Annotated in this window: 8 protein-coding genes; 5 read left to right on the top strand and 3 right to left on the bottom strand. The window is 60.4% G+C overall.

The window, feature by feature from the left end:
* Positions 1–45 precede the first annotated feature (45 nt).
* Complete coding sequence (locus AC097W_RS03415; protein ID WP_479600910.1) at positions 46–567, top strand: hypothetical protein; 522 nt, start codon at positions 46–48, stop codon at positions 565–567.
* Between the two features lie 8 nt (positions 568–575).
* Here AC097W_RS03415 and AC097W_RS03410 read toward each other — a convergent pair whose 3' ends face one another.
* A complete protein-coding gene (locus AC097W_RS03410; protein ID WP_479600909.1) occupies positions 576–992 on the bottom strand; it encodes a carboxymuconolactone decarboxylase family protein in 417 nt (138 codons plus the stop codon).
* A gap of 192 nt (positions 993–1,184) precedes the next feature.
* On the opposite strand from AC097W_RS03410, the gene katG reads away from it, so the two are divergent.
* Positions 1,185–3,383, top strand: coding sequence for a catalase/peroxidase HPI (katG, locus tag AC097W_RS03405; RefSeq protein WP_479600908.1), 2,199 nt, complete (start codon positions 1,185–1,187; stop codon positions 3,381–3,383).
* Between the two features lie 14 nt (positions 3,384–3,397).
* Positions 3,398–3,979, top strand: coding sequence for a peroxidase-related enzyme (locus tag AC097W_RS03400; RefSeq protein ID WP_479600907.1), 582 nt, complete (start codon positions 3,398–3,400; stop codon positions 3,977–3,979).
* Positions 3,980–4,004: 25 nt separating this feature from the next.
* Here AC097W_RS03400 and AC097W_RS03395 read toward each other — a convergent pair whose 3' ends face one another.
* Both AC097W_RS03395 and ggt read right to left on the bottom strand, forming a co-directional pair.
* Positions 4,005–4,817, bottom strand: a complete 813-nt coding sequence (locus AC097W_RS03395) for a phytochelatin synthase family protein (protein ID WP_479600906.1) — start codon at positions 4,815–4,817, stop codon at positions 4,005–4,007.
* A gap of 14 nt (positions 4,818–4,831) precedes the next feature.
* Positions 4,832–6,511 carry a gamma-glutamyltransferase gene (gene ggt, locus AC097W_RS03390; protein WP_479601290.1) on the bottom strand — a complete coding sequence of 560 codons (1,680 nt, stop codon included), beginning with the start codon at positions 6,509–6,511 and terminating at the stop codon, positions 4,832–4,834.
* Positions 6,512–6,860: 349 nt separating this feature from the next.
* On the opposite strand from ggt, the gene dnaG reads away from it, so the two are divergent.
* Entirely contained in the window at positions 6,861–8,771 is a 1,911-nt protein-coding gene (gene dnaG / locus AC097W_RS03385) for a DNA primase (RefSeq protein ID WP_479600905.1), read from the top strand.
* 250 nt (positions 8,772–9,021) lie between these two features.
* Positions 9,022–11,322: an RNA polymerase sigma factor RpoD gene (gene rpoD / locus AC097W_RS03380; RefSeq protein ID WP_479600904.1), complete on the top strand. Its 2,301-nt coding sequence runs from the start codon at positions 9,022–9,024 to the stop codon at positions 11,320–11,322.
* Positions 11,323–11,334 lie beyond the last annotated feature (12 nt).

Genomic DNA, 11,334 nt, shown 5'->3' with positions numbered 1-11,334 from the left:
ACACTCGTGTTCACCAATTTTCCAGGCAAGACGGGAGCACACTGCATGTTTGAATTTTTTGGCCTTGGCCGTTCCAAGCCGGGGGTAGCGGATGGGGCGGCGGGACCGTCGGCGGAAACGGACCAGATCAGCTCTACCCAGCGCGAGATGGTGCGCCTGACCCTGCACAACGTCTTGCGGCGTCAGGGCATTCCGTCCAGCTGGATTGCGGGTGAAGTCGCCCCCATGCTGCTGTCGGACCAGCGCGAAGCACTGTTGCTGCAGCTGGTGGTTCTCAAATGGCATGACGGGCTGATGCAATACGCGCCGGCGATCCAGAAGGAACTGCTCGACGGCTTCCGGCGCATTGACCCTGCAGCAGACGCAAACAGGTACCAGTTTTCCTGGAAATTTGCGCCGGACTGTGGATGCCCGCATACCCAACTGCCGGGACCCAGCTTCTGGAGTGCGGGCGCAAAGGCAGACGGGAAGCAAGCTTCCAAAAAAGCCGCGCTGGTGCAACCTGAACTGGACGACGAGGATGAAGACACGGGATTTGCGCCCACGCAGATTCACGACAACCGCTAGACGCCTGTTTAGCCCTTTGCTGCGGCGCCTACCACCTCATTGGCGGTACGAAAGGCCTCGACCGCCGCAGGCACGCCGCAGTACACCGTGGCGTGCAGCAACACTTCCTGAATTTCTTCTACCGTGGCGCCGTTGTTGAGCGCGCCGCGCACGTGTCCTTTGAGCTCGTTTTGTTTGCCCAGGGCGGTCAGCATGGCCACGGTGATCAGACTGCGGGTCTTCAGATCCAGCCCCGGGCGCTGCCACACGTCGCCCCATGCCGCACGCGTGATGTGCTCCTGAATGGGCTGGGTAAATGGTGTGGCGTTGGCAAAGGCCGTTGCCACAAAGTCGTCGCCCATGACCAGTTTGCGCGTGGCCAGGCCCTTATCAAAGGCAGATTCGGGCGGGAGCTTGTGCGTATTAGCAGGCACGGGGGAGTTCATGGTTACGCCTTTCAGAAAAAAGCGTCATGTTAACCAGCTTGCCGCAGCCCCAAAGTAGTCGGCAGGCGCAGGGCTCCGGCGGCTTCATTGTTCCTCGCTATAGGTGCTATTGGCAGAATTGGCTTGTTCAATGGCGCCCCAAACTCTAGACTGGTATTCATTAGAAATAGTTGATAACCCAAGGAGAGATTCATGTCCAACGAAGCCCAATGCCCGTTCTCGGGTGACGCACGCAAACACACTGTGGCGGGTGCCCCGGGAAATGCCAACTGGTGGCCGAACCAGCTGAACCTGAAAATCCTGCACCAGCACTCTGCCAAGTCCGATCCCATGGGCACGGACTTCAACTACGCCGCCGAATTCAAGAGCCTTGACCTGAACGCCGTGGTCAAGGACCTGCATGCCCTGATGACGGACTCACAGGACTGGTGGCCCGCAGACTACGGCCACTACGGGCCCTTCTTTATCCGCCTGTCCTGGCATTCGGCGGGCACCTACCGCATTGCCGATGGGCGCGGGGGCGCAGGCAACGGCGCGCAGCGGTTCGCGCCCCTCAACAGCTGGCCAGACAATGTCAGCCTCGACAAGGCGCGTCGCCTGCTGTGGCCCATCAAGCAAAAATACGGCCGCAAGATTTCGTGGGCCGACCTGATCGTCCTGACCGGCACCGTCGCACTGGATTCGATGGGCTTCAAAACCTTCGGTTTCGCCGGTGGCCGCGAAGACATCTGGGAGCCCGAGGAAGACACGTACTGGGGCCCCGAGGGCAAGTGGCTGGACGACCAGCGCTACAGCGGTGACCGTGATCTTGACAACCCGCTCGCTGCCGTGCAGATGGGCCTGATTTACGTAAACCCAGAAGGCCCGAATGGCAAGCCGGATCCACTCGGGTCGGCGCGCGACATCCGCGAAACCTTCGCCCGCATGGCGATGGACGACGAGGAGACCGTGGCGCTGACCGCTGGCGGCCACACCTTTGGCAAGACCCACGGCGCGGCTGATCCGGGCCAGTACGTTGGCCCCGAGCCGGAAGCCGCAGGCATTGAGGAGCAGGGACTGGGCTGGAAGAACAGCTTTGGCAGCGGCAAGGGCGTCCACACGATCAGCAGCGGCCTGGAAGGCGCCTGGACCCCCACCCCCATCCAGTGGGACAACAGCTATTTCGAGACCCTGTTCGGATACGAGTGGGAGCTGACCAAGAGCCCCGCCGGCGCACAGCAATGGAAGCCCAAAGGCGGGGCAGGCGCCGGCACCGTGCCGGACGCGCATGACCCCACCCAGCGCCACGCGCCGATGATGTCCACCGCCGACATGGCGATGCGCATGGACCCGGTCTACGAAAAAATCTCGCGCCGCTTCATGGCCAACCCCGCGGAGTTCGCCGATGCGTTCGCCCGCGCCTGGTTCAAGCTGACGCACCGCGACATGGGCCCGCTCGCCCGCTACCTCGGCCCGTTGGTGCCACAAGAAGTGCTGATCTGGCAGGACCCGGTCCCCGAAGTGGACCATGCGCTGGTCAACGCGCAGGACATCGCAGACCTGAAAACCAAGGTTCTCGCGTCCGGCCTTTCCATCTCCCAACTGGTCACAACCGCTTGGGCTTCGGCAGCCACGTTCCGTGGCAGCGACAAACGCGGCGGAGCCAACGGGGCGCGCATCCGCCTGGCACCGCAAAAAGACTGGGAAGTCAACCAGCCAACCGAACTGGCCAAAGTGCTGACCCAGCTGGACGCGATCCAGCACGCATTCAACGGCGCGCAATCCAACGGCAAAAAGATCTCGCTGGCTGACCTGATCGTTCTGGGCGGCTGCGCCGCTGTCGAGGCTGCGGCAAAGAAAGCCGGTGTTTCGGTGACCGTTCCCTTTGCGCCGGGGCGCACGGACACGTCGCAAGAGCAGACCGATGTTCACGCGTTCGCGGTCCTGGAGCCGACCGCAGACGGCTTCCGCAACTACGTCCGCAAAGGGCTTGACGGTGCACAGGCCGAGTTGCTGGTGGACAAGGCGCAATTGATGACGTTGACGGCCCCCGAGATGACCGTATTGATTGGTGGCCTGCGCGTGCTGAACGCGAACGTCGGCCAGGTGCAGCACGGCGTGTTCACCCAACGCCCAGAGACCCTGAGCAATGACTTTTTTGTGAACCTGCTCGACATGAATACACAGTGGCAAAAGTCCGCCACGTCTGAGGGCATGATGGAAGGTCGCGACCGCAAGACGGGTGCGCCCCGGTGGACCGGTACCGTTATCGATCTCGTGTTTGGCTCAAACTCCCAGCTCCGGGCGCTGGCAGAAGTCTATGCCTGCGGCGACTCGCAAGAGGCCTTCGTGCGTGATTTTGTGGCGGCCTGGAACAAGGTGATGAATCTGGATCGCTTCGACTTGGCATAATTTCAGCCCATACCATGACCCAAACACCACGCTATCCCCTGCCCGACCTGAACACCTTGCCTGAGGACATTCGCACCAAGATTCTGGAGGTGCAAGAGAAGTCAGGCTTTGTGCCCAATGTGTTTCTGGCCTTTGCCCGCCGCCCGGCCGAGTGGCGCGCATTTTTTGCGTACCACGATGCGGTGATGCTGCGCGAGGGCTCCAGCCTTAGCAAGGGCGACCGCGAGATGATCGTCACCACCACCAGCGCTGCCAACCACTGCCTGTATTGCGTGGTGGCCCACGGTGCGATTCTGCGCATTTACGAGAAGAAACCGTTGGTCGCAGACCAGGTAAGCGTGAACTACCGCAAGGCCGACATCACGCCGCGCCAGCGCGCCATGCTGGACTTTGCGATGAAGGTATGCCTGCACTCCGACGAAATCGAAGAAGGTGACTTCACCGCCCTGCATGCGCATGGCTTTGACGACGAAGACATCTGGGACATCGGCGCCATCACCGCGTTCTTTGGCCTGTCCAACCGCATGGCCAATATGTCGGGCATGCTGCCCAACCCCGAGTTCTATTTGATGGGGCGCGTGCCGAAGCAGAAATAGTGTGCTGCGGGGTGTCGGCCGCGCATCAACGCGAATCGATCAGGATGTAGCCGCGGTTCTCCACCGTATCAAAGGTGCGCATGCCTTTGATCAGCGTGGCTGCGGGCATCCAGACCCAGCCCGCGCTGGCAGGGTTCACATCCAGCACCAGGAAGGAGTCAGACAGCGCGTCGTAGGCACCCAATGGGGAAATATGCCCGCCACCCGGCTGACCCACGGCCTCACGCCGGTAAGTCACGATGACGTAATCACCGGGGCGGGTGAGGTTCTCGATCAAATCCGTACGTATTTCTTGCTCGGGCTTGCCGTCGTCAACGATTTTCAGGCGCGTGACCAGCCCATTGGCACTGAGCATTTCGTCGAGTTGGCGGGTCTGATAGCCAAAATCCTTGATCTGCTTGCCGTTGATCGTTACCGGTTCCCCCAGCACTTGCGCACGGGTCTTTTTGCCTTGGGGAATCACGTTGTCCTGGGTAAAACGGGGAACGCTGAGATCGGCACTGGCCGGCATGAATTGCAGGTCTTCCGGGCGCAAGCGGCTGCGGTCACGGGGCAGTTCGCTGCTGCGCCCCCGGACCGTGTTCAGCACGATGGCCGCCGAGGTGGGGCCGCAGAAGGCACCGTTGGACTGGGCTTCAAACTGGTTGGCCAGCGCCCCAAAATCACTCCGGGCTGTGGACCGCGCCAAGCGGGCAAGCCCCTCGTCCGATGCGAAGGGAACCAACACCGGTGGCACCACTTGCACCGCGTTGGCGGGCGTGTCCGTCAAGGCGAACGCAGTAGGGAGTTGGGCTACCGACAGGACAAGGGCCAGAGCCCAGCGTTTGAAAAGTGACACGGTTAACTCCTGGTTCAGTAGCCCAGCGCCTGGCCCGTGTTGCGACGGGGATCATTGGCACCATAGAAGCGATTATTGCCAACCGGCTTGCCGCCGATGGATGGCGCACCGACCAGAATAGCTGCCAGGTGATTGGCTGGCTGCGGCGCGCCCAGCTTGTGGCCCATCTCCGTCAACCGTTGGGCCGTATCCGGTGACAGGGCATAGGGCTCGATATTGGTCACATCGGGCAGCCATTGCTGGTGAAACCGCGGCGCATCGACGGCCTCCTGCACATTCATCCGGTAGTCAATGGTGTTGATGATGGTTTGCAACACGGCGGTGATGATGCGGCTGCCACCGGGTGTGCCCAGTACCAGCACCGGTTTGCCGTCCTGGGTCACGATGGTCGGGCTCATGGAGGACAAGGGCCGCTTGCCGGGGGCAATGGCATTGGTGGCACCCTGCACCAAACCATAGAGGTTGGGCACGCCGGGCTTGACGGTGAAGTCGTCCATTTCGTTGTTGAGCAGCACCCCGGTTGTGGGCACCATGACTTTGGCGCCGAACCAGTCGTTCAAGGTGTAGGTGACGGACGCCGCATTGCCCCAGTGGTCGACGATCGAGTAGTGGGTGGTGTTGGAACCTTCATGCGGCGCGGTGCCGGGCCTGATCTCACTGGAGACGCCGGCTTTATGGGGATCAATCACCGCGCGGATCTGCTCGGCATATGCGCTACTGAGCAAACGCGCCAGCGGGTTCTGCACGAAGTCGGGGTCACCCAGGGTGCTGTTGCGGTCCACATAGGCATGGCGCATGGCCTCGATCTGGTAGTGCACAGCTTGCGCCGAGTGGTAACCCAACTCCGTCAGCGGATAGCCCTCGAGGATGTTGAGCATCTCGCAAATCACCACGCCGCCGGAACTGGGCGGCGGTGCAGACACTATATGAAACCCCCGGTAGTCGCATTCAACTGGCGCCAATTCGCGGGTCTGGTACTGGTCCAGATCAGCCTGGGTGATCAGACCATTGCCCGCGTGGCTGGACGCCACAAGGGAACGGCCGACCCAGCCTTTGTAAAAACCGTCCGCACCTCGTTGGCTGATCGTCCGGAGCGTCTTGGCCAAGTCCTTTTGCACCAATTTTTGCCCCACAGCAAAGGCTTCGCCTTTGTTCAGGAAGACACCAGCGCTGGCCGGGTCCTTTTTAAAGCTATCCGTAGCCGTGCGCAGAAGGTCGACATCGCCTTGCTCCAGCACAAAACCGCGGTCGGCCAACGCAATGGCGGGCGCCAGCAGGGCAGACCGCCCCATCGTGCCGTACTGCACACGGGCCCATTCCATTCCCGAGACCGTGCCGGGAACCCCCACCGCCAGGTGGCCGGTGGTGCTCAAACCCTTGATGACATTACCCGCCGGGTCCAGATACATGTTGGCACTGGCAGACAAGGGCGCCTTTTCCCGAAAATCGAGAAAGGTCTTGCGCCCATCCGCCAATTGCAGGGTCATGAACCCGCCACCGCCCAGGTTGCCCGCCGCGGGGTAGACCACGGCCAGCGCATAGCCCACCGCGACGGCCGCGTCGATGGCGTTGCCGCCCTTCTTCAGCACATCGACACCCACCCGGGAAGCCAGATGCTGCGCGGTGACCACCATGCCGCGCTCGGCGGCCACCGGGGCCAGCGAGGCAGCCCTGCACGGCACTTGCACCGTCATCGCGATTGCGCCGAGCAGCAGTGCGGCATGCAGGTTGGGGGTCCAAATCCGATGGCGCATGCGTGAAATCTCCTGTTTGAACCGGCGATGTTCCGCAGCCGGTTGGCTCAGTCTAACTGTGTGAAGTCGTCAATCGAATCAAGGTATCCGGTGGCTTTGGCAGGTCGACGCCCACTGAAGAAAAAATGCAGGAAAGCATTGGCGGCAAAAATTTTCGATCAAATGGGCCTGCAGCCCCCGTATTCATTGCGAAGGCAGCTATTCAATTCATAGCAAATCATACGCCGGTACTCCGTCACCTGCCCTGAAACCGTACGGACACGGGCACCCTTGTTTCTACAATCACCCCATGGCCATCCCCCAAACGTTCATCCAGGAACTGCTCGCCCGCACTGACGTGGTGGAGATAGTGGGTCGCTATGTGCAGCTCAAGAAGGGGGGCGCCAACTTCATGGGGCTATGCCCGTTTCATGGGGAAAAGTCACCCTCGTTCTCGGTCAGCCCTACCAAACAGTTCTACCACTGCTTTGGCTGCGGAAAGAACGGCAATGCCATCAGCTTTTTGATGGATCACGCGGGTATGACCTTTGTGGAAGCAGTCAAGGATCTGGCGCAGCAATACGGAATGCAGATTCCCGAGGACGATGCCTCGCCCGAAGACCGTGCCCGTGCACTAGAGCATCGCCAAAAGCAGAACACCCTCACTGACGTGCTGGAAAAGGCCGGGGAAGCCTACCGCCACCAGCTCAAAATTTCCCCAAAAGCGGTGCAATACCTGAAAGGGCGCGGCCTGTCGGGCGAGATTGCCAAGCAGTTTGGCCTGGGCTATGCGCCCGAAGGCTGGCGCAGTCTGGCCAGCGTGTTCCCCCACTACGACGACCCGCTGCTGGTGGAAAGCGGCCTGGTCATCGCCCATGCCGAAGAAGGCGTAACCGAAGAAAAGCGCTACGACCGGTTTCGTGACCGCGTCATGTTTCCCATTCGCAACATCAAGGGCGAATGCATCGGTTTTGGTGGCCGCGTGCTGGGCGACGAGAAGCCGAAGTACCTCAACTCGCCTGAAACCCCGGTGTTCAGCAAAGGGCGCGAGCTCTACGGCTTGTTTGAAGCGCGCAACGCCTTGCGTGAACAGGGTTATGCGCTGGTAACCGAAGGCTATATGGACGTGGTGGCGCTGGCGCAGCTGGGTTTCCCCAACGCCGTAGCCACGCTGGGCACCGCCTGCACCAATGACCATGTGCACAAGCTGTTCCGGTTTACGGATGCCGTCGTATTCAGCTTTGACGGCGACGCCGCCGGGCGGCGCGCCGCCCGCAAGGCGCTGGACGCGGCCCTGCCCTATGCCACCGATGTGCGCAGCATCAAGTTTCTTTTTTTGCCGGCTGAGCACGACCCCGACAGTTACATACGCGCCAACGGCAAAGAGGCTTTCGCACGCTACGTGAGCGAAGCCACTCCCTTAAGCCGTTTTTTGATCGACGCAGCACGCGAAGACTGTGACCTGACGACCGCCGAGGGTCGCGCCCACATGGCTGCTAACGCCAAGCCGCTATGGCTGCTGCTGCCCGAGGGTGCGCTGAAGATGCAGCTGCTGTCCGAATTGGCAACCCAGGTACAACTAGGCAGCCAGGAACTCACCGCACTGTGGATGCCTGCGGCACCCGTACCCAGAAGCAGTGGCAATGGCTTCGCCGCCGAGCCCACCTGGCACAAGGACGGTGCGCCCGAAGACGGGGGCAAGCCCAAGCGCTACGGTCAATGGAAGGACCGCGATAGCTACCGGGCCACGCGCCTGCGCGCACCCGGGCGCGCCCTGCCCGCCAGCCGCGCCGACCACGCCACACGTATCCTGCTGGGCCACACGGAGCTATGGGAGACGCTATCCAGTGAAGACCACAGCCTGCTGTGCGAGCTCCCAGCGCCCCACGGGCCTTTGTTTACCTGGCTGGAAAGCCAGTTGCATGAGCACGGTCCACTGACATGGTCGGCCTGGCGCGAAGCACTTCAGGGCCATCTGGCAGAAGAACTGGCCCTGCGGCTGATGTCGGACTCGGCACTCGCCGCGCAACCCGCCGGTGAACCTTCAAACGAGGCCGGCCCCGAGTTGCGGGACCTCCTCAACCGCATGCTGATGGACCGGATCAAGCTGCAGCAAAACGAAGCCATAGCGGCCTCCGGGACCGACCCGACAGCCCTGAAACGCTACCAGGAATTGAAGGAGCGCGGGCTTCAATTGGCGTTGCAGCTGGAAAAATCCTGATTCAACGCTATAATCCAAGGTTGTATAGGCAAGTGCGACAGCAGCACCTCCGGTCCAGGCCAAGCGTTGACAAGATCACAACCGGCCACCTTACCGCAAGGATTGCATTCCAAATGTTCGCCCTCACATCTTGCCAGTGGGAAATGTAATTCCCTGCCATGCCAGCAACATTCGCTAAGCAAGCGATGTTTGAGGCCTAAGTGGCACTTGTTCTGTTCGCCTGTTTTTTTTGATGTTCCGAGGTTTTCGCATGCCTGCTCAAAAGTCCGTCAAAGCTGTTCAGCCTCCGCCGAAGTCCGATAAGAAAGCCCATTCCGTGCCCGCATCCAAGCCACCTGTGACCAAATCAAAAGCCCAACAATTGAAGGAAGCGGCAGACGCCCTTTTGAATGCGGGTGCGACCGTCAAGAAGAAGCCAGGACGCCCACCCAAGGCAGCGGCGGCAGAATCTGATGCCCCGGCAAAAACTGGCGCCAAGCGTGGACGCAAGCCCAAGGGCGCGGTCGAGTCGACAGGTGACGATATGGACATGTCGGACATCGAGTCCGATTTGGTAGGCGAGCCGGAAGCAGTCGTGACCACGCCCACCGGCGAAAAGGTCAAACCCCTGCGCATGAAGATCAGCAAGGCGAAAGAACGCGCCTTGATGAAAGAGTTTGGCCTGGACGAAACCGTCCTCTCCGAAGAAGACATCGCCAAGCGCCGGGCGCGCCTCAAAGCCCTGATTACGCTGGGAAAAACCCGTGGCTACCTCACGCACGGCGAAATCTCCGACCACTTGCCCGACAAGCTGGTCGATGCGGAAACGCTGGAAGTGGTGATCTCCATGTTGAACGACATGGGCGTGGCGGTATACGAACAAACGCCTGACGCGGAAACCCTGTTGCTCAACAACAATGTCTCCACGGCGGCCACCGCCGAAGAAGCCGAAGAAGAAGCCGAAGCCGCGCTGTCCACGGTGGACAGCGAGTTTGGCCGCACCACGGACCCGGTGCGTATGTACATGCGCGAAATGGGCACGGTTGAACTGCTGACGCGTGAAGGCGAGATCGAGATTGCCAAGCGCATCGAAGGCGGCTTGATGGCGATGATGGAGGCCATCAGCGCGTCGCCTGCCACCATTGCTGAAATCTTGCGGCTGGGCGAAGACATCCGCGAAGGCAAGGTGGTTATCACTACCATTGTGGACGGATTCTCCAACCCCAACGAAGCCGATGACTACGTGGCGGAAGAGGACTTCGACGAATTCGACGAGGCCGATGACGACGACGGCAAGGGCGGCTCCAAAGCGCTGACCAAGAAGCTGGAAGAACTCAAAAAGCAAGCCCTAGAGCGTTTTGACCGCTTGCGCGAGTATTTTGAAAAGATCCACAAGATTTATGACAAGGAAGGCTACGGTACGCCGAGCTACACCAAAGCACAGAAGTCATTGAGCGAAGAGTTGATGTCCATCCGCTTCACGGCCAAGGCCATTGAGAAGCTGTGCGACATGGTTCGCGGCCAAGTGGACGACGTCCGCAAGAAAGAGCGCGAATTGCGTCGCATTATCGTGGACAAGTGCGGTTACCCCCAGGAAAACTTCATTGCGGACTTCAGCGGCCGCGACAAGAACGGCAACAAGGTTGCTTCGCAGTTGTTGAACCTGAAATGGATTGAGAAGCAAGCCGCAGCCGGCAAATCGTGGAGCGCGGTCATGGGCCGCAATATCCCGCCTGTGCAGGACTTGCAGCAAAAACTCACAGACCTGCAATCCCGCGTGGTGGTGCCGCTTGACCAGCTCAAGGACATCAACAAGCGCATGAATGCTGGCGAATACGCGTCACGTGCTGCCAAGAAGGAAATGATCGAGGCCAATTTGCGCCTGGTTATCTCCATTGCCAAGAAATACACGAACCGCGGTCTGCAGTTCCTGGATCTGATCCAGGAAGGCAATATCGGTTTGATGAAAGCGGTAGACAAGTTCGAATACCGTCGCGGCTACAAGTTCTCGACCTACGCCACCTGGTGGATTCGCCAGGCCATCACCCGCTCCATTGCAGACCAGGCCCGCACCATCCGTATCCCGGTGCATATGATCGAAACCATCAACAAGATGAACCGCATCAGCCGTCAGCACTTGCAGGAGTTTGGCTTTGAGCCCGACGCCAGCGTATTGGCCGAGCGCATGGAGATTCCGGAAGACAAGATCCGCAAGATCATGAAGATCGCCAAAGAGCCGATTTCCATGGAAACACCCATTGGTGATGATGACGACAGCCACTTGGGCGACTTCATTGAAGACGGTGCCAACACCGCGCCCATGGAAGCCGCAATGCAAGCGGGCCTGCGCGATGTGGTCAAGGACATTCTGGATAGCCTGACGCCACGCGAAGCCAAGGTACTGCGCATGCGCTTTGGTATCGAGATGACCAGCGACCACACACTGGAAGAAGTCGGAAAGCAGTTTGACGTGACGCGCGAGCGCATTCGCCAGATTGAGGCCAAGGCGCTGCGCAAACTCAAACACCCCAGCCGCTCGGACAAGCTGCGCAGCTTCACCGACAACCTGTAAGGGCGCCAAACC

This window comes from Rhodoferax sp. GT1R46 (assembly GCF_056521285.1).
Note: the sequence above shows the minus strand (reverse complement) of the source record. Positions and strands in the feature narration are given on the sequence as shown.

Coding starts and splice junctions, on each gene's coding strand:
- AC097W_RS03415 (WP_479600910.1), top strand. CDS start 46: ATGTTTGAATTTTTTGGCCTTGGCCGTTCCAAGCCGGGGGTAGCGGAT.
- AC097W_RS03410 (WP_479600909.1), bottom strand. CDS start 992: ATGAACTCCCCCGTGCCTGCTAATACGCACAAGCTCCCGCCCGAATCT.
- katG (WP_479600908.1), top strand. CDS start 1,185: ATGTCCAACGAAGCCCAATGCCCGTTCTCGGGTGACGCACGCAAACAC.
- AC097W_RS03400 (WP_479600907.1), top strand. CDS start 3,398: ATGACCCAAACACCACGCTATCCCCTGCCCGACCTGAACACCTTGCCT.
- ggt (WP_479601290.1), bottom strand. CDS start 6,511: ATGACGGTGCAAGTGCCGTGCAGGGCTGCCTCGCTGGCCCCGGTGGCC.
- dnaG (WP_479600905.1), top strand. CDS start 6,861: ATGGCCATCCCCCAAACGTTCATCCAGGAACTGCTCGCCCGCACTGAC.
- rpoD (WP_479600904.1), top strand. CDS start 9,022: ATGCCTGCTCAAAAGTCCGTCAAAGCTGTTCAGCCTCCGCCGAAGTCC.